Source organism: Pseudonocardia xinjiangensis (assembly GCF_050948425.1).
GTDB classification, from domain to species: domain Bacteria; phylum Actinomycetota; class Actinomycetes; order Mycobacteriales; family Pseudonocardiaceae; genus Pseudonocardia; species Pseudonocardia xinjiangensis.
This window is the reverse complement of sequence record NZ_CP192009.1, coordinates 3,150,234-3,173,373: the sequence shown is the minus strand read 5'-3', so window position 1 is coordinate 3,173,373 and position 23,140 is coordinate 3,150,234. Positions and strand designations below refer to the sequence as shown.

Below are 23,140 nucleotides of genomic sequence, written 5' to 3'. Positions count from 1 at the left end.
ACGCTTCGGCCCTCGTCAGGGCGAACGGGCAGATCTCGTGGCGATCACCGAGGCCGCCCGCGAACCCGCGCGGCCATGATCGTTGCGAAACTTGCGCTTCCGCCCTCGCCAGGGCGAACAGGCGGATCTCGTGGCACTCAGCGCGTGAGCACCCCGAGGCACGGACCGCCGTCATCATGATCAGGGCGAGATGCGGGCGTTCGCCCCCGCGAGGGCGGATCCGTGGATCTCGCGGCGGTGAGGCACGGGGCGGCGGGCTACTCCCCTAGCGATCGGCTCGGGTCGGCTCCGACGCTCTCGCCCGCGGGCGGAAGGTGTTGCGGTACTCCTGCGGGGCGACCCCGGCGAAACGGTGGAACGGTGGTCGCAGGGAGACCGCCGATGCGAGGCCGACCTGCCGGGCGATGGTGTCCACGGGGAGGTCGGTGTGTTCGAGGAGCTGTTGTGCGCGCAGTACGCGTTGGTGCAGCAGCCACTGCAAGGGCGAGATGCCGACCTCGGAGCGGAACCTGCGGTCGAACGTCCGGCGGCTCATGTGGACGTGCGAGGCCATGTCCTCGATGTCGAGCACCTCGTCGAGGTGCTCGACGGCGTAGGCCATCGCCTGTGTCAGTTCGTCGGCCTCGGACCGGTCCGGCACGGGCTGGTCGATGTACTGGGCCTGCCGTCCACTGCGTTGCGGCGGCGTGATCATCCTGCGGGCGATCGCGCCCGCGGCGGCCGGACCCCACAGCCGACGTACGACGTGCAGGCAGGCGTCGATGCCGGCGGCGGTGCCGGCGCTGGTGATCACGTCGCCGTCGTCCTCGTAGAGGACTCCCGGATCGACCAGGACGTCCGGGTAGGACGCCGCGAGCGTGGGGGCGTGGAACCAGTGGATGGCCGCCCGCCTACCGTCGAGCAGCCCCGCGGCGGCCAGCACGAACGCGCCCTTGCCCAGCCCGACGATCAGCGCCCCGTCGGCGTGCGCCTCCCGGAGTGTGCGCAGCGCAGGCTCGGGGGCTTGTTCCGTGGCGCCGCGCCAGGCCGGGACGATCACGATGCCCGCCGTCGCCACGTCCTCGAGACCGTGCGGAGCGTGCATCATGACGCCGCCCGTGCTGGTGAGCGCGCCGGGCTCGCCTGCCACCGGCAGCACGGTGAACCGGGGGGCTCCGGTGACACTGCGGTCGACACCGAAGACGCTGATCGGAACCGACATCTCGAACAACGGCGCCTGATCGAACATCAGTACGGCGACGACCGACTTGTCACGAGCCATCCGGTCCTCCGGGGGGTTGTCCCGCTCCGCGTCCTGAGAGCGGTGGGTGCTGCCGGTCGCGGGCCGCCGCGAGGAACAGCTGCGGTTGCGGTGTCGACCATTCATGATGTCTCCGGTCGCGCAATTAGAGATATCGTTCAGGCAGCGCGGCCGGCCGCGGCCGTGGTTCGGCCGAGGAATCCTCGAATGTATCCGACGGCGGTGTCGAGCGCGCTTTCCAGCAGGAAGTGGCCGCCGTCGATGAGGTGGATCTCCGCGTCGGGGAGGTCGCGGGCGAAGGCTGTGGCGCCGCCCGGCCCGAAGATCTCGTCCCCCTTGCCCCAGATCGCCAGCAACGGCACCTGGCTGGTGCGGAAGTACTCGTGGACGGCGGGGTAGAGCGGCGGGTTGGTGGCGTAGTCGCGGAACAGGGCGAGCTGGATCTCGTCGTTGCCCGGACGGCTCACCTCGGCGTGGTCGAGGGTCCAGGTGTCGGGGTCGAGGAGGTCGGGCTCGCGCACCCCGGTGACGTACTGCCAGCGGATGGCCTCGAGTTCGAGCGCCCCGCGGACCCCACCTTCGGTGTCGGGGCCGGGTGCCTGCGTGTAGGCCCACACCCCGGCCCAGAAGGACGGGACGAAGCCGTCGTCGTAGGCGTTGCCGTTCTGGCTGATGATCGCCTGCACCGCGGCGGGGCGCCGCAGCGCCAGGCGCCAGCCGATGGGCGCGCCGTAGTCCTGCACGTACATCGCGAACCGGTCGATCCCCAGCCGGTCGAGCAGGCCCTGGGTGATGTCGGTGAGGGCATCGAAGGTGTAGTCGAACTCGGCGGGTGTCGGGGTGGCGGACCGCCCGAACCCGACGTGGTCCGGGGCGATGACGTGGTAGCGGTCGGCGAGTGCCGGAATCAGCTGGCGGAACATGCGTGAGCTGGTCGGGAAGCCGTGCAGGAGCAGCACGACCGGGGCGCCGACCGGGCCGGCCTCCCGGTAGAAGACCCGCTGCCCGTCCACGGTCGCAGTGCGGTGGTGAACCTCGACCATGACTAACTCCATTCACTGACTTGACCGGTTAGAGCGACGTCGCCATCAGACACCGTCACGGCTAACTTGTCAACCGCGTCTATGTGGTTAGGATGGCGCCATGTCGGACGTAGCGGCACCCGAGGACGAGGTCCTGCTCCTGGACCTGCTCAACAGCACTCCGGTCGTCGACGGCGGCCGGCTCGACCTGCTGACCACCGGCGGGGAGGCATGGGCGCGCGCACACGGCGGGGTCGGGTCGGCCGAGGAGGTGTCCCACCTGCGGCAGGTCCGCGACGGCTTGCAGGCCGTCGTCCGGGGCACGGAGCCGGCGGACGCGCTGACGCCGCTGCTCGCCGGCGTGCGCCTGCGCCCGGAGGTCGCACCGAACGGGCTCGCCTGGTCCCTCGACGTCGAGGAGACGCGGCGCCCGGCCGCGCGCGCCCTCCTGGCATGGGGCCGGGTCCAGGACGAGATGCCCGGCCGCCTGCGGGCGTGTGCCAACGACGAGTGCCGGCTGTTCCTGCTCGACCGCAGCAGGCCGAACACGGCCCGATGGTGCTCGATGAAGACCTGCGGGAACCGGCTGAAGGCGCGGCGTCACTACCAGCGCACCCGACCCACGGACTGAGCCCTGCGCTCAGCGCAGCGTCACCTCGTCCCCGACACGCACGGCGCCGGCCCGCACGACCGTGGCGTAGCACCCGGCGCACGGGACGACCCCAGCCTCGGGAACGTCGACCCGGTTCGCCGTCATCAGCGTTCGCACGGCCTGCGGGGCCCGCGGGAGAGGACCGTGCTCGAGAGTGGGCACCGCGCACCGCGGGGTCGGCTTCGCCACCTGCAGCACGATCCCCGCGTCACCTTGACCACCGATGTGGACCTCGCGGCCGACCCAGTCGTTCTCGACGAACGCGGGCGTGCCGGGAGCCGTCTCCACCACCAGGTTGGGGCGGTAGCGGACACCTTCCACACCGACCGCGTCCAGTGTCGCGCTGGTGATCAGGTGCACCGGCGCGCTGTCCACGAACGACGCCCCGGGCGAGCCTCGGCCGATCGTCAGGACCGCAGCGTGCACGTCCGCGTCGACGCCACGGTCGAGCACGTCCTCAGGGGCCGGACGTTCGACCGTGGCGCCCTCGGGCCGCTCCGAGGCGACCCGGACGGGCCGGCCGAGATCGCGCGACAGCATCCCGTCCACGCCGGGGGCGGTGGCGTCGAGCGTCCACCCGGCAGGCGACACGATCTCCACCCGGCCGTCACGCACGGCGGCCGAGTACATGAGCAGGTCCCGCCAGAGGCGCGGGTGCTTGGCCGATGCGACCCTCCCGGTCGAGCTGTCGATCAGGGCGAGGCCCCGGTCGTGCGCCAGCCCGGCCGCATCCACGTCGACCTCGTCGATGCGCTCCCCCAGCATGGACTTCACGGGGTAGCGCCACATGGCCAGAATCCGCATCTCGGCTCGTCTCCGTCGGATCTCGCGCGGCCCGTCCCACCACTGCGCGCCGCCCTGTCAGCAGTGACGGAACCAGGGCAGAACTAACCTGTCAACTACCATATACAGGTTACTGCTGTGACGGTGGCGACCCGAGGCGGCCGAGGCCCAGCACCCGCTGCGCGTTGCCGTGGGCGATCTTCGCCCTGTCAGCGGGAGCGAACGGCAGCTGCTGCAGGAACTCCACGGCGGGCCCCGTCTGCTCGTACGGGTAGTCGATGGCGAACATGATGTTGTCGATGCCGATCGCGTGGACGGCGCCGATCACGGCAGCGGCGGAGCACACCCCGCTGGTGGTGACCATGAGGTGCTGCTGCACGTACTCGGACGGGAGCTTCGCCAGCTCCCGTGGCAGCCGGGTCTTCTGCGCCATGGAGTCGAAACGGGCGAGCTGGAAGGGCAGGTACTCGCCCATGTGACCCAGGATCACGCGGGCACCGGGGAAGCGGTCGAAGACGCCGCCGAAGACCATCCGCATCGCGTGGGCGCCGGTATCCGATGCCCAGCGATACATGGCTGCCGCCAGTTCCGGATGCCCGTCGAGCACCTTCCACTGGTCGTCGGCCGGCGCGAGGTGGGGATGCAGGTAGAGCGGCGTGCCGAGCCGTTCGAGCTCCGCCCAGACCGGGTCGAAGCGCCGCTCGTCGAGGTAGTGACCGAGGGTCGGACCGTTGACGAGCGCACCACTGAGGCCCAGCTCCTCCACCGACCGGCGGAGCTCCTCCACGGCAGCTGCGGGGTCCTGCAGGGGCAGTGCGGCAAGCCCGGCGAACCGGGTGGGGTGTGCGGCGATCACCTCGGCGAGAAAGTCGTTGGCCCGGCGCGCGTCGTCGATCGCCACGCCCACGTCCGGCTGACCCTGCACGCCGGGTGAGGTCAGCGACAGCACCTGCACGTCGACGCCGTGCTCGTCCATGTCCGGAATCCGGTACTCGGCGAAGTCGCTGATCCGCGCACCGACGTGCGCCAGCATGTCGGGACGCATCAACCGCTCCAGCTCGGCCCGCGCCCATTCGTCCCGGTACGCGCCTGGGGTCCGGAGCGTGTCGGTCCAGAACGCCTCTTCCAGAGCGATGATCCGCATGACGTGCCTCCCGTGCTAAACAGTGTTTCAAACACTGTTTAGCACCGACCGGCCGAGGAGGCAACGATGGTTGGATACGACGATGACGGACCGGGTCGTGGGTGAGCAGGGCGACGTGCTGCTGGACGCTGCGGAGCGCGTCCTGCTGGCCGAGGGGCTGCCCGGGCTGTCGGTGCGCCGGGTGACGGCCGAGGCGGGCGTGAACGTCGCGGCCGTGAACTACGTCTTCGGCGGGAAGGACGCGCTGCTGCGGGCGCTGCTGCGGCGCCTGCTCCGGCCGGTGACCGAGGAACGGATCAGCCGGATCGACACGCTGGTCGCGGCGGGCCACCCCACTGTGGCCGAGCTGGTCGAGGCCTTCGTGGAGCCGTTGATGACCCTGCACCAGCGCCTGGGCTCGCAGTTCGGGGAGCTGCTGGTGCGCCTCCCGCAGGACGAGGACCAGCTACGCACGTCCGGCGGCAGCGCGCTCGAGCCGGGGATCGAGCGCATGCTCGACGCCCTCGCGCCGGTGCTGCCGGACCTCCCGCGCGACATCCTGCGCCTGCGCCTCGGCATGCTGATCGGCACGGTCATCGCGTACACGGTGGGCGTGGTGCGGCTGGAGTCGCTCGATGAGAGCGCCGAGCTGAAGGAGCTGCTGGCCTTCGTCACCGCGGGCCTGGCCGCCTGAGGAGCGCGACCGGCTACCTCGCGGCCGGAGCGGCGGTGGGAAGGTCCCGGTCGCGGCGGATCGGGCCCGCGAGCAGGAACCCGATGCTGGCGGCCAGGCCGACGGACGAGATCCAGACGGTCGGGCGCGTTCCCAGTGCAGCGCCGAGCGCGCCACCACCCAGTGCACCGATCGGGATGGCGCCGTAGTTGAGCAGCTGCATGGCCGACACCGCACGCCCGAGCAGGTGCCGTGGGCAGTACGCCTGACGCCACGCGGACTTGATGACGTTGACCGCGACGACCCCGGCGCCGTTGACGAAGCTCCCGACGACGAACAGCGCGAGCAGAGGTCCGCGCTGGGCCAGCGGGATCATCAGGCCGGCCAGAGCGCTGACGACCTCGATGATCAGCATGCCGCGCGCGGTCCCGACGCGTCGTGAGATCACCCCGGCGACCAGTGCGCCTGCGACCCCGCCGACACCGGCGATCGCGACGAGGACCCCGACGATCCCCGGGCCGACGCGGACCTCGTCGAGCAGGAACACCACCTGGATGGCCGCGTAGACCATGTACGTCATGTTCAACGACGCCCCGAACAACGTGAGCGCGCGCAGATACGGGTCGCCGAACACGAACCGCAGACCCTCGCCGACCTCCGCTGCCAGGCCGGCGACTCCCCCGGCCCGGGGTCGCTGCTCGACCGGGGGCTCTCGAAACCGGATCAGCAGCAGGCAGACCGCCGAGAACACGAACGTCGCCGCGTCGACCAGCAGGCCGGCGACCGCGCCGACAGCAGCAGCGAGTCCACCGGCGATGGACGGGCCCACCACGAGCGAGGACGCGCTGCTGGTCTGCAGCGCCGCGTTGCCCTCGGACAGGTCGGCCGGGTCGAGCAACGAGGGCAGGTAGGCCTCGTAGGCGGTCTCGAACGCGACGCGGGCAGCCCCCGAGACCAGCGCGACGACCACCATCTGCACCAGGCTCAGCACCCCGAGCCAGGCTGCGATCGGGACACTGGCGAAGGCCGCCATCGAGACAACGTCGGCGCCGAGCATCACCGGGCGACGGATCACGCGGTCGACCCACACCCCGGCAGGCAGCCCGACCAGCAACCACGGCAACCACACCGCCGCCGTGATGACACCCACGGCGAACGGACCCGCCCCGAGCTGCTCGACCGCGACCAGGGGCAGCGCGACCGTCGAGATCGCGCTCCCGATGAGGCTGGCCGTCTCCCCCACCCAGAACAGCCGGAAGTCGCGATGCCGTCCCAGAAGCCTCCCCCGCACGCGCCGATGATCTCAGTCGGAGCCGCACGCGCCGTGGACGCTCTACAGCTCGCCTCGAACGCCATCCTGGACCTCGACACGCTCGGCGCGGTCACGGGGACGTTCCGTGACGACACTCCCGACAGGTAGGGGTCCAACGCCCTTCGCACCACTACATGTAGGGTCAGCGCCGCTGATGGTTCCTCTCCAGCCGCCAGGGTGGAGAGGGGGCGAGAGGGAATCCGGTGGGAGTCCGGGACTGCCCCGCAGCGGTGAGTGGGAACGACCGCCGTCATCGAGCACTGGGTGCGCCACACCTGGGAAGCGACGGCCAGTAGGAGCACCGGCAGGTGCACGCCCGCGAGTCCGAAGACCTGCCATCGGCGCGCGCACCACCGGTGCGCGCTGTCCGGGGTCCGCGCGGGACGGACCCGGGGCGGATGTCGCCGTGCCCTGTCCGGGTACGCCCCGTCCGCACCGGGATGCGTCTCCCTCGTGGCCTCGGGCTCGGTCGTCGAGCTCACGAGGAGAGCAGTGACCCCACCGGCCACCACCACGACAACCCCTGCCCCGCCCACCACAGACGTGCGGGTCGTCCGCCGCGACGGCACCGTGTCGGCATTCGACGCCACCAAGATCTCGGTGGCGATGTCCAAGGCCTTCCTCGCCGTCGAGGGGAGCGACACCGCGAGCTCGTCGCGGTTGCACCACCTGGTCGAGGAGCTCACCGCGCAGGTGCAGCAGGCACTGCTGCGCCACACCGACCCGGGCAGCGTGGCGACGCTCCACATCGAACAGATCCAGGACCAGGTCGAGCTGGCGCTCATGCGCGGCGGCCACCACAAGGTGGCCCGCGACTACGTGCTCTACCGCGAGGAGCACGCTCGTTCCCGGACGGCCCCGACGCCGCCGACCCCGCCCGCGCTGCAGGTCACCAACCTCGACGGCACCCTCCGCCCCCTGGACTGGGCACGCTTGGAGGACCTGGTCGCCGAGGCCGTCGCCGGGATCGCCGACGTCGACGCCGAGCCGCTGCTCGGCGAGACCCGGCGCAACCTCTACGACGGCATCACCGTGGGCGAGCTCGCCCTCGCACCGATCATGGCGGCGCGCAGCCTCGTCGAGTCCGAGCCGAACTACTCCGCCGTGGCGGCCCGGCTGCTGCTCGACACCTTGCGCACCGAAGCGCTGTCACACCTGTCCGGAGATCGCCAGCATGCGAGCCAGGACGAGATGGCCGCCCGCTACCCCGGGTACTTCCGGCGCTATCTCGAGCGAGCCGTCGTGCTGGAGCTCGCCGACCCGGCCCTGCAGACCTTCGACCTCGACCGGATCACCAGCGCGATCCGGCCCGAGCGCGACCTCGACTTCACCTTCCTCGGGCTCCAGACCCTCTACGACCGCTACGTCCTCCACGAGCACGGGGTGCGCTTCGAGCTGCCGCAGGCGTTCTTCATGCGGGTGGCGATGGGGCTCGCGCTGAACGAACAGGACCGGGAAGCGCGGGCGATCGAGTTCTACGAGCTGCTGTCCTCGTTCGACTTCATGACGTCCACGCCGACGCTGTTCAACTCCGGCACGACGCGCCCGCAGCTGTCGTCGTGCTTTCTCACGACCGTCGACGACGACCTCGACTCGATCTTCCAGGCCTACCGGAACAACGCCCTGCTGGCGAAGTACTCCGGGGGCCTGGGCAACGACTGGACGCCGGTGCGGGGGCTCGGTGCCCACATCAAGGGCACCAACGGGAAGTCCCAGGGTGTGGTGCCGTTCCTCAAGATCGCCGGTGACACCGCGATCGCGGTGAACCAGGGCGGCAAGCGCAAGGGCGCGGCCTGCGCCTACCTGGAGACGTGGCACATCGACGTCGAGGAGTTCCTCGACATGCGCAAGAACACCGGTGACGACCGGCGCCGCACCCACGACATGAACACCGCGAACTGGGTGCCCGACGAGTTCCTCCGCCGCGTCGAGGCCGACGGCGAGTGGACCCTGTTCTCCCCCGACGAGACTCCCGACCTGCACGACCTGTACGGCACCGCGTTCGCCGTCCGCTACCGGGAGTACGAGGCCGCGGCCGACCGCGGCGAGATCCGGGTGTTCCGCCGGCTCCGCGCGGTCGAGCTGTGGCGGCGGATGCTCACCATGCTGTTCGAGACCGGGCACCCCTGGATCACCTTCAAGGACCCGTGCAACCTGCGTTCCCCGCAGCAGCACGTCGGCGTGGTGCACTCGTCCAACCTGTGCACCGAGATCACCCTGAACACGCGCGCAGGCGCCGACGACGGCGAGGTCGCCGTCTGCAACCTCGGCTCGGTCAACCTGGCCGCCCACGTCGGCCCCGACGGACTCGACACGGTGAAGCTCGAACGGACCGTCCGTACCGCGGTGCGGATGCTCGACAACGTGATCGACATCAACTTCTACACGATCCCGCAGGCGCGCCGGTCCAACCTGCGGCACCGTCCGGTCGGGCTCGGGCTCATGGGCTTCCAGGACGCGCTGTTCGCCCAGGGCATCCCGGTCGCGAGCGAGGCCGCCGTCGAGTTCGCCGACCGCAGCATGGAGCACCTGAGCCACCACGCCATCGCCGCGTCGAGCGACCTGGCCGCTGAGCGCGGCCACTACCCCACCTACGACGACTCGCTGTGGAGCCGGGGCATCCTCCCGATCGACTCGGTCGCCCTGCTGGCCGCCGCCCGCCGGGACGACGACCTCGACGTCGACACCTCCACCACCCTCGACTGGGACGCCCTGCGGGAGCGGGTTCGCGTGAACGGGATGCGCAACTCGAACGTCATGGCGATCGCGCCCACCGCGACGATCTCCAACATCTGCGGGGTCGGGCAGTCCATCGAGCCGCAGTTCCGCAACATGTTCGTGAAGTCGAACATGTCCGGCGAGTTCACCGTGCTCAACCCGTATCTGGTGCGCGATCTCAAGGCACACCGGCTGTGGGACCGGGTGATGGTGGCCGACCTGAAGTACTTCGACGGCAGCCTCGGCCAGATCGACCGGGTCCCCGCCGACCTCAAGGCGCTCTACGCCACCGCCTTCGAGATCGAGCCCCGCTGGCTGGTGGAGGCCGCCTCGCGCCGACAGAAGTGGATCGACCAGGCCCAGTCGCTCAACCTCTACCTCGCCGCCCCCAGCGGCCGGGCACTCGACGAGCTCTACCGCCTGGCCTGGCACAAGGGTCTCAAGACCACCTACTACCTGCGCACACAGGGCGCCAGCCACGTAGAGAAGTCCACCCTGCACGGCACCGACGGCAAGCTCAACGCCGTACCCGCCGCTGCCCCACCCGCTCTCCCGCTGCCGGCGGACCCGCCGCTCGCCGACGGCGCCGCCTGCCGGATCGACGACCCCGAGTGCGAGGCCTGCCAGTGACCAGCACCCCGCTCCCCACGGCCGGACCGGTCACCACCGGTCTCGGCGCGATCGACCGCGGTGCCGGCCGGGTCGCGGCCGACGCCAAACGGATGATCAACGCCCGCGCCGACGTCAACCAGCTCCTCCCCCTCAAGTACGGGTGGGCGTGGGAGAAGTACCTGGCGGCCTGCAGCAACCACTGGATGCCCACCGAGGTCTCCATGCAGGCCGACATCGCGCTCTGGCGCTCCCGTGACGGGCTCACCAGCGACGAACGGCTGCTGCTCACCCGCAACCTCGGCTTCTTCGCCACCGCCGAGTCGCTGGTGGCCAACAACGTCGTGCTCGCCGTCTACCGCCACCTCACCAACCCCGAATGCCGCCAGTACCTGCTGCGCCAGGCATTCGAGGAGGCCGTGCACACCCACACGTTCCAGTACGTGTGCGAGAGCCTCGGCCTCGACGAGGGCGAGCTCTTCAACATGTACCGCGAGGTGCCCTCGATCACCGACAAGGACGCCTGGGCCCTCGAACACACCCGCCATCTCGCCGACCCCGGCTTCACCACCGGCACCCCCGACGCGGACCGCGCGTTCCTGCGCGACCTCGTCGCGTTCTACGTCGTGTTCGAGGGAATGTGGTTCTACACGGGTTTCGCCCAGATCCTGTCCCTGGGCCGCCGCAACAAGATGGTGGGCATCGCCGAGCAGTACCAGTACATCCTGCGCGACGAGTCGATCCACCTGAACTTCGGCATCGACTGCATCAACCAGATCAGGACCGAGAACCCCCACCTGTGGACCCCGGCATTCGCTGACGAGATCCGCGGCATGCTCGGCGAGGCGTGCGAGCTGGAGATCACCTACGCCCGCGACACCCTCCCGCGCGGGGTGCTCGGGCTCACCGCCGACGCCTGCGCGCAGTACATGCGGTTCATCACCGACCGCCGCGCCCACCAGATCGGGCTCGCTCCCCTCTTCGGGGAGACCGACAACCCCTTCCCGTGGATGTCCGAGGCGATCGACCTGAAGAAGGAGAAGAACTTCTTCGAGACCCGCGTCATCGACTACCGGACCGGAGGCGCTCTGGACTGGGACTGAACGAGGCGCAGCGGTCGCCGGGCGGGCGATGACCCGCCCGCCCGGCGACCGGCTCAGCCCGCGGCGGTCGTCGCGCGCCGGCGGCCGACCGCCGCCCACGCGGTGTCCGCGACGAGGAACACGACCAGGCTGGCGCCCAGTACCGGCATCAGCCAGCCCGCGAGCACCGCGACCAGCACCACGGCGAACAGCACCGGCTGCGGCGTCGTGCGCAGCACACCACGGCGCTCCAGCGGTCGCGGTGCGCCACCGCGGGTGGGCCGGCGCTGCCACCACATCCGGTAGCCCCAGAACAGCATCGCGAGCACGCCCAGCGCCATCGCCGTCATGGCCAATTGGTTGACCAGCCCGAACAGCGTGCCGGTGTGGGCGAGGATGCCGATCGTCGTCAGCTTCGCGAGGAACGGATAGTCGGCGAACGCCAGTGTCTCGACCACCTCGCCCGTGTAGGGGTCCAGCGCGATCTTGTCGCGGTGCAGGGGCACGGTGGACGACGTCTCCGCGACGAGGAACGGCTCGCCCGGCTCGGCGGGTGGGGCGATGGTCAGCGGGCCCTCGAACCCGGCGGCGCGTCCGATGGTCTCCGCCTGCCCCGCGCCGATGACCGAGGACGCCGTCGGCGGCGCGGGCAGGGGGTCCGTCGACAGGGTCGGCGTGCGGGCGCCGAGGCCGGTCAGGACGGTCTGGAACCGCTCGCCCGCGAAGGTCGACCACGTCAGCCCGGTCAGCGAGATGAACACCAGCGCGGCGGTCAACCAGATCCCGACGCTGCCGTGCCAGCTCATGATCCGGAGCCGGCCCGGCCTGCCCGAGGCGGGCACGACCAGGTCACGGCGCCGCGCGCGGCGCTTGCCGAACCACAGCACCAGCCCGCCGGCGAACAGCACCGGGAGCCAGCTCGCGGCGAACTCCGAGTAGATGCCGCCGACCGTGCCGAGATGCAGGTCGCCGTGCAACGTGCGCAGCCAGTGCTGGACGGGGGGTTCCCCGTCCAGCAGCGGCAGCGCACCGGTGATCTGCGCCGTGTACGGGTCGACGTAGACGCCCAGCGTCTCCCCCTCCGCGGCGCCGGGCGGGGTGAGCACGACCGCGGTGGTCCGGTCGGGCGCTGCGGCCGGCTGCACCGAGGTCAACGGGACACCCGGGTACGCGGCCCGCGCCGCCGCGACCTGCTCGTCGAGGGGAGCCACGGGACCGGCCTGCGGGGTGACCCGCAGCTCCTGGGCATGGATCAGGTCGTTGATCTGGGGAGTGAAGACGTAGGCGATGCCGGACAGGCACAGGATCGCCAGGAAGGGCGCCACCAGGACGCCGGCGTAGAAGTGCACGCGCCGCAGGAGGCGCCGCAGCGCGTCGGCACCGCCGGGCTCACGGGCCGAGGGGACGGCGGCAGGAGGCGGGGCGGGGGCCGTCGACGGACGACCGGGTTCCCCGGCCGCGGGCAGCGGCCGGTCGGAGGTGGTGGTCACAGAGACTCTCCAGGGGAAGGCAGCGCGGCGGCAGCAGGCGACGCCGTACACGCCGGAACGGTCGGACCGGGAGGCGGTCACGACAGGGGACCCGCGCTGATCGAGTGATCGGCGCGGTGAAGGTCAGACCGTCGCGGTCGGGGGGCCGCGCAGGACCAGGGCGTGGCGCAGGAACCGGTGCTGCGGGAGAACCCGCAGGGCCGGTGCGGACACCACCGCGAGCGTCGCGGTGCGTCGTCGCCTGCCGAGGACGATGCGGCGGCACCAGGCCGCGACCCGGGCCGCGACCCGGCGCGCAGCCGCCCAGGTCCGTCGCTCGCCCGCGCGGAGCACCAGCGCGGTGAGCAGCCCGGCGGCGACGTGGACGTGCAGCATCAGGTCGTGCGGGAGGATCCCGTCGGGGGCAGGGACATCGCCTGCGGTGAGGAGGGTGTGGACCAACTGCTGGAGTCCGACCTGCAGTGCGGCGATCACCGACGTGCCACGCTCCCGGCCCGCGGCCGACCACGCCACGCCCGTGGCCACGACCAGCGCCGCGACGACCATGCCGGTACCGACCGATCCCCCGGCCAGCACGTGCCCGCCCGTACCCAGCACGGTGGCCGTGCCGGCCGCTACCGCGGAGCGCAGCAGCCGGCGGGGTGGACAGGTGGACGGCATCGGTCGGTCAGGCCATGCCCAGCAACATGACGGCCATCGCGCCGCTCATCACCACATGGGCCACAACGGACGCGGTGAGCGCGCCGGCAGGCGCCGCGGTCACCGTGGTCCCGGCCGGAGCGACGGCAACGGGTGCCGTGGCGACGGGCACGGCGGTGCGGGCGTACACGGTGCGCACGATGTCGGCGACGAACCAGGCCGCGAAGATCAGCGCGAGCATCGTGACCAGCAGGCCGGGGGCTCCCCCGCCACCGCCGTGGTGGGCATGCTCCGGGGCGACGGCCCCGGTCGCCGTCGGCGCGCCGTGGTCGTGCGCGCCGAGCAGCATGAACAGCATCGCGGCCGCCCCCACCACGTGATGGCCTGCCTCGCCCAGCAGCGATCCCCCGCGAAGTGCCGCCGCGCCGAACCAGGCGCCGGACACGAGGAAGACCGCGACCCAGAGCGGCTGCGGGAACGGGTCGGCCGACGGGAGGAACATCGCGGCCATCCCCAGCCCCATCGCGGCGTGGGCACCGGAGGCGACCGGTGCGTGCCGCCTCCCGAGCAGGACCAGATGGAATGCCGCCACCGCGAGACACGCCAGGCCGAGTACAGGATCCAGCCACGGCGTGAGACCCGATCCCATGCGCAACTCCTCGTCGTCGGTGCCGGGGGCCTCCACGAACCGACGGCGAGGCTAACCATGTGCAACCGTCCGGATCTATACGGTCACGGGGTAGGGGCGCGTCTGGAGGCGCTTCCGGTGCGGCGAGGGGCCGCGCCGGCCCGTCCGCCGCGAACCTGAGGGCGAAAACTCGCAAACGGCTGTCTTCGATAGGCCGAATGGCCTAGCCCCAAACCGTTCATCGCCCTCGTAACGGCGCACACCGCCGAGAAGGCTCAGGTTGGCAACGATGCCGCAACCAGGCTCCAAGGTTGCGGCCGTGGACCCATCCCCCACCGAGAAGAAGGATCGGCCTGCGGTTGCCCGCGCGAACGCCGGACGCGTCGCCGCCTTCCTTGCGGTCCTCGCCCTCACCGCGGCGGGCGGCTGGCAAGCCGGCCGCGTCTTCGCCCCCGCTCCACCCCCGCAGGCATCGCTTCCCGCGACGACGTTCACGCACGGCCACCCGTGACGACCGAGGCGGCACCGCTCGAGGAGTTCCCCATGTCCGACCCCACCACCCGTCCCCGCCGATGACGGCGACCCTCCCGGCCACCGCCGCCGAGACGGTGGAGACGGAACTGCTCGTCGAGGGCATGACCTGCGGCGCCTGTGCGGCGCGCATCGAGCGCAAGCTGCGCAAGCTCGACGGTGTGCAGGCGAACGTCAACTACGCGACCGGCCGAGCGGCCGTCGTGCACGGCGCCACGGTGACCGTCGACGACCTCGTGGCCGCGGTCGAGCGCGCCGGCTACCGGGCCTGGCAACCGGATCCGGCCACGCGGGACGACGAGGCCGAGGCTGCCCACGAGCGTGACCTCGCCGCCCTGGGGCAGCAGCTCATCGCCTGTGGGGCGCTGGCGGCGCCGGTGATCGTGCTGTCGATGGTTCCCGCGCTCCAGTTCCCGCTCTGGCAGTGGACGGCGCTCGGCCTGACCACGCCGGTCGTGCTGTGGGGCGCGCTGCCGATCCATCGCGCGGCACTGGCGAACCTGCGGCACGCGGCCGCCACCATGGACACCCTGGTGTCGCTCGGGACCCTCGCGGCGTTCCTCTGGTCGGTCTACGCCATGGTGTTCGGCACGGCGGGCCTGCCCGGACTCACCCACTCCTTCGAGCTCACGCTCGCCCCGGCCGACGCGGCAGGGCAGATCTACCTCGAGGTCGCTGCCGGGGTCACGACGTTCGTGCTCGCCGGGCGCTACCTGGAGGCGCGGGCCCGCCGCCGCTCCGGCAGTGCCCTGCGCGGCCTGCTCGCGCTCGCCGCGACCGACGCCAGGGTCCTGCGCGACGGGCGGGAGCACCTCGTGCCGGCCGACCGGCTCGCCGTCGGCGACACCTTCGTGGTGCGGCCGGGTGAGAAGGTCGCCACCGACGAAGTGGTGGTCGACGGCTCCTGCGCGCTGGACACGTCGGCGATTACCGGGGAACCGGCACCGGCCGACGTCGCACCGGGCGATGACGTGATCGGCGGGTGCGTCGCACTCGGAGGGCGCCTCGTCGTGCGGGCGACCCGCGTCGGGGCCGACACCCAGCTCGCGCAGACGGCCGCCCTCGTCGAGCGGGCCCAGAACGGGAAGGCCGCCGTCCAACGCCTCGCCGACCGGGTGTGCGGCGAGTTCGTGCCCGTCGTGCTCATGCTCGCCGCCGCCACCTGGGGGTTCTGGACCGGCGCCGGCGCGGGTGCGGCCACGGCCCTGGCGGCCGCGACGGCCGTCCTGATCGTCGCCTGCCCGTGCGCGCTCGGGCTCGCCACGCCCACCGCGCTGCTGGTCGGCACCGGCCGTGCGGCACAGCTCGGCGTGCTCGTCACCGGGCCGGCGGTGCTGGAGTCCACCCGGCGCATCGACACCATCGTGCTCGACAAGACCGGCACGGTGACGACCGGCGAGATGACCGTGACCGACGTCGTGGCGGCCGACGGTACGAACGTCGACGAGGTGCTCGTCGTGGCCGGCGCGCTGGCCGGCACGTCGACGCATCCCGTGGCGCAGGCGGTCGCCCGCCACGCGGCAGGCAACGACGGACGGACCGGCCCCGAGGTACGCGACGTCGTCTCCCTCGACGGGCTCGGCATGCAGGGCGTGATCGACGGCGAGGAGGTCCTGCTCGGCAGGCTCTCCCTGCTGCAGCAGCGCGGCATCCCGATCCCCGACACGTTCGCGGAGCCGCTCGCCGAGGCCGCGGCGAAGGGGCGCACCACCGTGGCGGTGGCCCGGGCCGGCCGGGCCACCGCAGTGCTTGTGCTGTCCGACACCATCCGACCGACCAGCGCCGACGCGATCGCCGAGCTGCGCCGGCTCGGGCTCGAACCGGTGCTCCTCACCGGCGACGGCGTGGGCGCCGCTCGGGCGGTCGCCGACACGGTCGGGATCACCACCGTCCTGGCCGACGCACTTCCGACGGACAAGGTCGACCACATCGCCCGGCTGCAGGCAGAAGGCCGGGTGGTCGCGATGGTCGGCGACGGCATCAACGACGCCGCCGCGCTGGCCCAGGCCGACCTCGGTATCGCCATGGGCACCGGCACCGACATCGCGATCTCCGCCGCCGACATCACGCTCGTCCGCGCCGACCTCACCGCGGCCGTCGACGCCGTCACGATCTCCCGCCGCACCCTCACGGTCATCAAGGCCAACCTCACCTGGGCCTTCGGCTACAACATCCTCGCCCTGCCCGTCGCGGCCGCGGGGATGCTGCACCCGATGCTCGCGGGAGCGGCCATGGCCGCCAGCTCCGTCCTCGTCGTCACCAACAGCCTCCGGCTCGGCGGCCGGGTTCGGACGCGCGGGAGAGGGGCGGCGGTCCGCCCGGCGCCCCTCTCCCACGCGGCAGGAGAGTCAGCTCCTGCGAGCAGCGGTGGCTGCTGACACGAGGTTGCGCAGCGCCGCCACCGTCTCCTCCTCACCGCGGGTCTTCAGGCCGCAGTCCGGGTTGACCCACAGCCGCTCGGGCCCGACCCAGTGCTGCGCCGTGTGCAGGAGTGCCTCGATCTCGGCGACGTCGGGCACCTGCGGGGAGTGCACGTCGTAGACGCCGGGGCCCAGGCCGCGCGGCACCCCGGGACCGATCTGGGCGAGCACCTCCATCTTCGACCGGGCCGCCTCGACCGTGGTGACGTCGGCGTCGAGTCCGTCGATCGCGCCGACGACCTCGGCGAACTCCGAGTAGCACAAGTGCGTGTGCACCTGGGTGGAGTCGGCCACTCCCCCGGTGACCAGCCGGAACGCGTCGACCGCCCAGTCCACGTAGGCGGGCCGGTCGGCCGCGCGCAGCGGCAGCAGCTCCCGCAGCGCCGGCTCGTCCACCTGGATGATCCGCAGCCCGGCGGCCTCCAGGTCGCGCACCTCGTCGCGCAGCGCCAGCCCGACCTGCCGGGCGGTCTCGCCGAGCGGCTGGTCGGTACGCACGAACGACCAGGCCAGGATCGTGACCGGGCCGGTCAGCATCGCCTTGACCGGCTTCGCGGTGAGCGACTGCGCGTAGGTCGACCAGCCGACGGTGATCGGCTCGGGGCGGCTGACGTCGCCGTGCAGGATCGGGGGCCGCACGCAGCGGCTTCCGTAGGACTGCACCCAGCCCAGGTCGGTGGTGGCGAACCCGGCGAGGTGCTCGGCGAAGTACTGCACCATGTCGTTGCGCTCGGGCTCCCCGTGCACGAGCACATCGAGCCCGATGTCCTCCTGCAGGCGCACCACCCTGGCGATCTCGGCCCGCATCCGCTCGACGTACTCGGCGTCGTCGAGCCGGCCGGCCCGGTGCGCCGCCCGGTCGGCCCGGATCGCGCCGGTCTGCGGGAACGAGCCGATCGTCGTCGTCGGCAGCGGGGGCAGGCCCAGGTGCGCGCGCTGGGCGGACACGCGTCGTTCCGCGCTGCCGCGCCGATAGTGGCCGGCGCCCAGGGCATCGAGCCGGGCCCGGACCCGCTCGTCGCGCTGCGCGGGAACCGCCGCTCCCCCTGTCTCGGCGAACTCGCCTGCCACGGCGTCGCGGCCCTGGTGCAGTGCGCGGGAGAGCAGCACGACCTCGCGGACCTTCTGCCGGGCGAACGCCAGCCGTGCCCGCAGGTCCGGCGCCAGCGCCGGCTCGGCGTCGAGGTCGTAGGGCACGTGCAGCAACGAGCACGACGTGGCGATCTCGACCCGTCCCGCCGTGCCGAGCAGCGTGGCGGCGGTGGCCAGCGCCGCGTCCAGGTCGGTGCGCCAGACGTTGCGGCCCTCGACGACCCCGGCGAGCACGGTCTTGTCGCGCAACGCGGGCACGGCCGCCGCGGTGTCGGCCCGGCCGGCGACGAGGTCGAGAGCCAGCGCTTCCACCGGCGTCCCGGCCAGCACCGGCAGAGCCGGGCCGAGGTCGCCGAAGTAGCTCGCGACCAGGATCCGCGGCCGGTCGGCCGGCTCACCGAGCCTCCGGTACGCCCGTCCGAGCGCGTCGATCTCCGCCGGGCTGCGGTCGGCGACGAACGCCGGCTCGTCCAGCTGCACCCACTCCGCACCGGCGGCGGCCAGCTCGGCCAGCACCTGCACGTACACGTCCAGGAGCGGCTCGAGCAGGTCGAGCGGGACGAAGCCGGCGGGTGCGCCCGGCGCCGGCTTGGCGAGCAGGAGGAACGTGGCCGGACCGATGATCGTCGGCCGCGTCAGGACTCCCTGCGCGAGCGCCTCGGTGAACTCGTCGAGCGGCTTGCGGTCGGCGAGCGCGAAGCGGCTACCGGGCCCCAGCTCGGGCACCAGGTAGTGGTAGTTGGTGTCGAAGAACTTCGTCAGCTCCAGAGCCGGCACGCCGTCATGCCCGCGGGCCATCGCGAACATCTCGTCGAGCGGGGTCAGGCCGAGTGCGGTGAACCGCTCGGGCACCGCGCCGACGACCCGAGCCACGTCGAGCACCTGGTCGTAGAAGGAGAAGGTGTTCGACGGCACCGAGTCGAGCCCCGAGCCGGCGAGCTCCGCCCAGGTGTCGCGGCGCAGGGCCGCCGCCACGGACTGCAGCTCCTCGGCCGAGGACGCTCCGGACCAGTAGCGCTCGACGGCACGCTTGAGCTCCCGGCGCGGACCGATCCGCGGATACCCGAGCACGGTGGATCCAGGGGACTGTACTTCTGACACTGCTCTCTCCTCGCGAGCGCGGTCGACGCGCACCAGGCGGTGCGCGTGCCGGCGGCAGGTCTTCGGACTCGCGGGCACGCACCGACCTGGTGCTCCTACTGGCCGTCGCTTCCCAGACGCTCGCGCCCAGTGCTTCGTGACGGCGGTCGTTCCCACTCACCGCTGCGGGGGCAGTCCCGGACTCTCACCGGGTTCCCTCTTGCCTCGGACGGTGACCCGTCCGAACCGTCGGCGTCCCCGACCTTAGTGGCGAGATCACAAAAGTCCACCATCAGATTTGTGGTCCGACACCGTGACACCCTGACGTCTCCTGTAGATCGACCATCGTTGAGCGACGGTCGGCCGCGCCGGCCAGGGCCCGTACCGGGGCCTTCACCGATGCGACCGGCGTCCCCACAGCGCGAGGCTGTGTGAGCGGTGGGCACCGATGCCCGCCGCATCACCGCCGCGGTCGCCCGCCGGCAGCCCCTCCAGCCGTCCACCCGACCGAATGGTGCCTTCATGACCTCCGACCGCAATGACGTCCCACGAGCGACCCGGATCGAGGAAGCCCTGTCGTCGCGCCCCCCGGCACCTGAGGGCACCGACCCCGTGCAGAGCTCCGACCCGCTCGCCTGCGCCCCGGACACCACCGCGACCGTCGTCACCATCGCGGTCCAGCTGCTGTGGGACATCGTGCACCGCGCGTACCACGCCGAAGGTCCCGACGCCGACGTCCCACGAGCGCGGAGCAGCACCGGCCGGCCCACTGGTCGCTCCCGGCCAGTCCGCCGTGGACGGACCCCGTAACCACGATCAGCAGCACGTTCCCGCGCCCGGCAGCCGGGGCCGCGATGTACGATCCGCTGGCCGCAGCCGGATTCCTACCGCGCCTGATCAGGGCGAACGACCCACCGGCCGGCCCTCAGCGGCGATCGATCACGATCGGACCGGCGGACGAGCGCTCGACGCCGTGCCGATCCCGGGAAACGTACTCGCCCATCCGGAGCAACCATGCCGAACCCGGCGTCGTCGGAGCATCTCGAACAGCTCAGAGACCGCGCCGGCCACGAGCTCGCCTCGGCACTCGATCGCATCCCGTTCCGGCGGGCGCACGTGCTCATCCTGGTCCTGGTGGCAGCCGGCACCCTGGTCAACGCGATCGAGGAGTACGACGTCGGCCTGGCCGCGCCGCTGATCGCCAGGCAGTGGTCGCTGTCCAACGCCCAGGTGGGGCTGCTGACCACGGTGACGTTCGCCGGTATGGCGATCGGATCCCTGATCGCCGGTGTCACCGGGGACCGCTACGGGCGGCGCATCACCATGATGTACACCCTCGCGCTGTACACCGTGGGCGCACTGGCCGCCGCGTTCTCCCCGAGCTTCGTGTGGTTGCTCGTCGCCCGGTTCGTCGTGGGGATCGGCCTCGGCGGTGAGCTGAGCACCGGGATCACCCTCGTCGCGGAACTGATGCCCACGAAGTTCCGGGGCGCCGCCGTGGCCACGGTGAACGTCGCGGGCGGCGGTCTCGGCATCTTCGCCTCGTCCGCGCTGGGCGCCCTCATGCTCGGCCCGCTGGAGACGGCCCTCGGCGGGCCCACGGTGGCCTGGCGCTGGCTGTTCGGCGTACTAGCGATCCCCGCGCTCCTGGTGTTCGCCTACCGCTGGTTCCTCCCGGAGTCGCCGCGCTACCTGCTGGTCGACGGCCGGGTCGACGAGGCCAACACGGTGTTGACCCGGCTGGCCGCGAACCGGCTGCGCCGGCGACCCGGCATGCCCACCACCCGCTACATCGACGCGGTGGAGGGCGCGCGGCTGCCTCGGCAGCGGGTGCGGCTCGCGGAGGTGTTCCGGGGCCGGCTGGCCCGCAACACGGTGGTGCTCTGGGTGGTGTCGGCGATGACCTTCGGCGCTCAGGTGACCGTCACGGTGTTCATGCCGACCGTGCTGGTCGCGCGGGGGCTGGACGTGTCCACCTCGCTCGTCTACACCATGATCATCAACGTCGGTGGTCTGGTGGGCGCCGTGCTGGCGAGCATCTTCGGCTACTGGTTCAAGCGCCGGGTGGTGCTCGGCTACGGCTCGGTCGTTGCGGTCGTCGTCGCGGTCGCGTTCGCCCTGTCGCCCGTCGTGCTCGTGCTCGGCGCCCTGCTGCAGCTGATGTTCATCCTGCTCAACACCACGACCTTCGTCTGGGCGACAGAGCTCTACCCGACCAGGGTCCGGGCGATCGGCACGGGCGCCATGGTGACCGTGCTCCTGCTGTCCGCCTCGCTCGTGCCACTGCTGGCGGGGCTGATCGTCGACGCCACCGGCACTGTCGGCTTGTTCGTCCTGGTCGGCGTGATGTACGTGATCATGGCGGTCGCCGTGTGGTTCGGCCCGGAGACCCACGGACTCGCGCTGGAGGAGTGAGGAGCGCCCCGCTGATGCAGGCCTCCGGGTTCAGTTCTCGTTCGACCGGGCGTTGCGCCGACCTTCCCGCCGCTTCTTCAGCACGACGAGAAGGAGCGGATAGAGGGTCAGCAGGGCGAGCCCGCCCCCGGCGGACAACGCGAGGTCATCGGTCACGAGTCCGGTCAGCAACAGGATTGCGCAGAGCGCCAGGGTGGTGCCGTGCGACGCCTTCACCCAGCCGCGGCGCCGCCGCCTCATCGGTTCAGCCAGCTTGCGGGCCAGTTCGGGATCACTCCTGCGCGTGAGATCCGCGATCCTGCTCAGCTGGAGAAACTCATTGTGGTCAAGGGACATGGTTCCGCCGTGTGATCGGTTCTTCGTGGATGGGAGAGCTGCAGAGTGCTTCCCCGGTCGCCACCCCTGGTCGACGACGGGGACCACTCGTCCTTCGCAGCGTTGCGCTGTGACGGCACCCTTCGCATCCGTGGAACTCGCTGGTGACCCGGCGACCGGGGTACACCGGTGCCCGGGGCGAACCACGGCCGGCTCCGGTGCCAGGTCAGCTGCGGCGGGATCTCGGAGCGCCGTTACCGGCGGTCGTCGGCCGGCTGTCGGTGTGGTGGCGCTGGTAGTGACGCGCGACCCGAGCCCGGTTGCCGCACCCCGCCGAGCACCACTCCCGGCGCGGGTGGTGCTTCAGGAAGTACAGGAGGCAGCCCGGAGCCAGGCACGCCCGCAACTGCTCGCGGCGGGCACCTGCGAAGAGATCCACGGCCTGGTGCGCGATGAAGGCGAGGGCGAGGTCGCCGGTCGTTCCGCTCGTACGGAACACGGGAACGGGATCTCCACCGGAGGGCCATCGTAGTTCCGGCCATGCCGCCGCGAGAGCGTTGAGTGTGTCGATCGCGGTCTGACGTTCCGCGATCGGAGACGTCACCGGCGGCCGGGGGTCCCCGGTCGCCTCCGCGGCCAGGCGGCGGAGCGCATCGCGCAGCCCACGCAGCCGGTTGGCGAGCTCGCGCTCCGCTGCCCCGCCGACGTCGGCCCGATCCACGCTGCCACCGGTCTCGCGACGCAGGCGGTCATCGACCGCCCGCAGCCAGGCGGTCGCCGAGGCGGCGTCGCCGAGCGCGTCCTGCACGTCCTTCCGGTCGATGCGCACCGTGTTCATGAGCTCCACCGGGAGCGGCTCGCCGAGCAATGTCGCCCCAGTGGGCACCTCTGGGCGTCCCATCTGCCCCAACCTAGCACCGAAACTAATGCTTGGAGCCCGAACATCCATTTGACAGCCCGCGGCTCGGAGTGCACTGTCTCTAATGGATGACAAGCAATCATCCATTAGTAGGTCATGTCGCCCAGAAGGGACCACCGATATGTCCACGCTTCCGAAGATCGAGCCTGCAGACGCGACCGGGGCTGCCGCCGAGGTCGTCGGCAACCTCGCACTCAACATCCTCACGAACTACGTCAACATCCTCGCGGACACCGACAACGAGTTCCCCGTCGTCGCACCGCACGAGGCCTGACCAACCCGGCTGATGCCGCGGCGGCCGGGGGCTCGACGTGGAGCCCCGACCGCCGCGGTCTTGTCGTGTCGGCTCCGACTCCAAGGAAGCTCATGACGCCTCGACGAGACGATCGACACCGTG

At 71.6% G+C, this 23,140-nt stretch carries 20 protein-coding genes and 2 riboswitches; of the genes, 9 read left to right on the top strand and 11 right to left on the bottom strand.

Going from position 1 to position 23,140, the window contains the following annotated elements; translation table 11 throughout:
* Positions 1-265 precede the first annotated feature (265 nt).
* A complete protein-coding gene (locus ACQPZA_RS15030) occupies positions 266-1,261 on the bottom strand; it encodes a GlxA family transcriptional regulator (protein ID WP_433281516.1) in 996 nt (331 codons plus the stop codon).
* 137 nt (positions 1,262-1,398) lie between these two features.
* Positions 1,399-2,283, bottom strand: a complete 885-nt coding sequence (locus ACQPZA_RS15025; protein WP_433281514.1) for an alpha/beta fold hydrolase — start codon at positions 2,281-2,283, stop codon at positions 1,399-1,401.
* Between the two features lie 100 nt (positions 2,284-2,383).
* Here ACQPZA_RS15025 and ACQPZA_RS15020 point away from each other — a divergent pair, with 100 nt between their 5' ends.
* Entirely contained in the window at positions 2,384-2,893 is a 510-nt protein-coding gene (locus ACQPZA_RS15020; RefSeq protein WP_433281512.1) for a CGNR zinc finger domain-containing protein, read from the top strand.
* Between the two features lie 9 nt (positions 2,894-2,902).
* Here the strand turns inward: ACQPZA_RS15020 and ACQPZA_RS15015 are convergent, their stop codons facing one another.
* Together ACQPZA_RS15015 and ACQPZA_RS15010 are read right to left on the bottom strand one after the other, a co-directional pair.
* Positions 2,903-3,718 carry an MOSC domain-containing protein gene (locus ACQPZA_RS15015; protein WP_433281510.1) on the bottom strand — a complete coding sequence of 272 codons (816 nt, stop codon included), beginning with the start codon at positions 3,716-3,718 and terminating at the stop codon, positions 2,903-2,905.
* A gap of 109 nt (positions 3,719-3,827) precedes the next feature.
* Positions 3,828-4,841, bottom strand: a complete 1,014-nt coding sequence (locus ACQPZA_RS15010) for an amidohydrolase family protein (RefSeq protein ID WP_433281508.1) — start codon at positions 4,839-4,841, stop codon at positions 3,828-3,830.
* Positions 4,842-4,923: 82 nt separating this feature from the next.
* Between ACQPZA_RS15010 and ACQPZA_RS15005 the strand changes: the two genes are divergently transcribed.
* On the top strand, positions 4,924-5,514 hold the full coding sequence (locus ACQPZA_RS15005) for a TetR family transcriptional regulator (RefSeq protein ID WP_433281506.1): 591 nt from the start codon (positions 4,924-4,926) through the stop codon (positions 5,512-5,514).
* A 13-nt stretch (positions 5,515-5,527) separates the two neighbouring features.
* On the opposite strand, the gene ACQPZA_RS15000 is transcribed toward ACQPZA_RS15005, so the two are convergent.
* Positions 5,528-6,784, bottom strand: coding sequence for an MFS transporter (locus tag ACQPZA_RS15000; protein WP_433281504.1), 1,257 nt, complete (start codon positions 6,782-6,784; stop codon positions 5,528-5,530).
* A 158-nt stretch (positions 6,785-6,942) separates the two neighbouring features.
* Positions 6,943-7,159, top strand: a riboswitch (cobalamin riboswitch).
* Between the two features lie 138 nt (positions 7,160-7,297).
* Between ACQPZA_RS15000 and ACQPZA_RS14995 the strand changes: the two genes are divergently transcribed.
* Positions 7,298-10,153 (top strand): ribonucleoside-diphosphate reductase subunit alpha, encoded by a 2,856-nt coding sequence (locus tag ACQPZA_RS14995; RefSeq protein WP_433281502.1) that lies wholly within the window; start codon positions 7,298-7,300, stop codon positions 10,151-10,153.
* Positions 10,150-11,235, top strand: coding sequence for a ribonucleotide-diphosphate reductase subunit beta (locus tag ACQPZA_RS14990; protein WP_433281500.1), 1,086 nt, complete (start codon positions 10,150-10,152; stop codon positions 11,233-11,235). Before ACQPZA_RS14995 ends, ACQPZA_RS14990 begins: the two co-directional genes overlap by 4 nt.
* Positions 11,236-11,288: 53 nt before the next feature.
* Here the strand turns inward: ACQPZA_RS14990 and ACQPZA_RS14985 are convergent, their stop codons facing one another.
* From ACQPZA_RS14985 to ACQPZA_RS14975, 3 genes are all read right to left on the bottom strand, one after another.
* Positions 11,289-12,704: a PepSY-associated TM helix domain-containing protein gene (locus ACQPZA_RS14985; protein WP_433281498.1), complete on the bottom strand. Its 1,416-nt coding sequence runs from the start codon at positions 12,702-12,704 to the stop codon at positions 11,289-11,291.
* A 123-nt stretch (positions 12,705-12,827) separates the two neighbouring features.
* Complete coding sequence (locus tag ACQPZA_RS14980) at positions 12,828-13,364, bottom strand: hypothetical protein (protein ID WP_433281496.1); 537 nt, start codon at positions 13,362-13,364, stop codon at positions 12,828-12,830.
* A gap of 7 nt (positions 13,365-13,371) precedes the next feature.
* Positions 13,372-13,992, bottom strand: coding sequence for a DUF5134 domain-containing protein (locus ACQPZA_RS14975; RefSeq protein ID WP_433281493.1), 621 nt, complete (start codon positions 13,990-13,992; stop codon positions 13,372-13,374).
* 298 nt (positions 13,993-14,290) lie between these two features.
* On the opposite strand from ACQPZA_RS14975, the gene ACQPZA_RS14970 reads away from it, so the two are divergent.
* Positions 14,291-14,482, top strand: a complete 192-nt coding sequence (locus ACQPZA_RS14970; RefSeq protein WP_433281491.1) for a hypothetical protein — start codon at positions 14,291-14,293, stop codon at positions 14,480-14,482.
* A 61-nt stretch (positions 14,483-14,543) separates the two neighbouring features.
* Positions 14,544-16,880, top strand: a complete 2,337-nt coding sequence (locus tag ACQPZA_RS14965; protein WP_433281489.1) for a heavy metal translocating P-type ATPase — start codon at positions 14,544-14,546, stop codon at positions 16,878-16,880.
* Here ACQPZA_RS14965 and metE read toward each other — a convergent pair.
* Positions 16,851-19,115 carry a 5-methyltetrahydropteroyltriglutamate--homocysteine S-methyltransferase gene (gene metE / locus ACQPZA_RS14960; RefSeq protein ID WP_433281487.1) on the bottom strand — a complete coding sequence of 755 codons (2,265 nt, stop codon included), beginning with the start codon at positions 19,113-19,115 and terminating at the stop codon, positions 16,851-16,853. The two genes, ACQPZA_RS14965 and metE, sit on opposite strands and share 30 nt — an antisense overlap.
* Positions 19,116-19,151: 36 nt before the next feature.
* Positions 19,152-19,360: riboswitch (cobalamin riboswitch) on the bottom strand.
* Between the two features lie 256 nt (positions 19,361-19,616).
* Here metE and ACQPZA_RS14955 point away from each other — a divergent pair.
* Both ACQPZA_RS14955 and ACQPZA_RS14950 read left to right on the top strand, forming a co-directional pair.
* Entirely contained in the window at positions 19,617-19,904 is a 288-nt protein-coding gene (locus ACQPZA_RS14955; RefSeq protein ID WP_433281485.1) for a hypothetical protein, read from the top strand.
* Positions 19,905-20,108: 204 nt separating this feature from the next.
* Positions 20,109-21,509, top strand: coding sequence for an MFS transporter (locus ACQPZA_RS14950; RefSeq protein WP_433281483.1), 1,401 nt, complete (start codon positions 20,109-20,111; stop codon positions 21,507-21,509).
* Positions 21,510-21,539: 30 nt separating this feature from the next.
* Here the strand turns inward: ACQPZA_RS14950 and ACQPZA_RS14945 are convergent, their stop codons facing one another.
* Complete coding sequence (locus tag ACQPZA_RS14945; RefSeq protein WP_433281481.1) at positions 21,540-21,845, bottom strand: DUF3040 domain-containing protein; 306 nt, start codon at positions 21,843-21,845, stop codon at positions 21,540-21,542.
* Positions 21,846-22,050: 205 nt separating this feature from the next.
* Positions 22,051-22,725: a CGNR zinc finger domain-containing protein gene (locus ACQPZA_RS14940; RefSeq protein WP_433281479.1), complete on the bottom strand. Its 675-nt coding sequence runs from the start codon at positions 22,723-22,725 to the stop codon at positions 22,051-22,053.
* A gap of 139 nt (positions 22,726-22,864) precedes the next feature.
* Between ACQPZA_RS14940 and ACQPZA_RS14935 the strand changes: the two genes are divergently transcribed.
* Complete coding sequence (locus ACQPZA_RS14935; RefSeq protein WP_433281477.1) at positions 22,865-23,017, top strand: hypothetical protein; 153 nt, start codon at positions 22,865-22,867, stop codon at positions 23,015-23,017.
* Positions 23,018-23,140: the final 123 nt, after the last annotated feature.